Below are 412 nucleotides of genomic sequence, written 5' to 3' on the forward strand. Positions count from 1 at the left end.
AATCAAATATTCATTATCCAGTCCTGAAACCTCAGTCTTAATTTCGGATTCTGGGACATCAATGTCGTAACCAATTTCAACACTAACTAAGCCTTGGTCTTTATTTACATACACTGGGTTAGCGCCATAAGCTGGAACAAGCTCTCCTTCAACTAGAGCACCCGCTTTAATGTATCTCTTACTGCCGTCTTGCTCTTGGTTCACTTTCTTAGCAAGTTCGTGAGCCCAATTACTTTTCTTGCCGTTTTGCTCGCTAGTAATTTCGATGCGCGTGCTCAATGCTGGATTTTCACCATTTGTTTCAAAAACTCGTGTATAAACTGCGTCTCCAACGTTAAGATCCATAGTTGGTATAATTTGACCAGCCCTTTCCCAATCGGGTAGCTGTGGACCGTTGTCTTCAAACTCAACA

General features: G+C 42.0%; 1 pseudogene. It reads right to left on the reverse strand.

What is annotated here, in order from left to right:
* A pseudogene (locus AB4486_RS27480) lies at positions 1-412 on the reverse strand (N-acetylglucosamine-binding protein GbpA); the annotation flags it as partial.

This window comes from Vibrio sp. 10N.222.55.C6 (genome assembly GCF_041473395.1).
Taxonomy (GTDB): Bacteria; Pseudomonadota; Gammaproteobacteria; order Enterobacterales; family Vibrionaceae; genus Vibrio; species Vibrio crassostreae_C.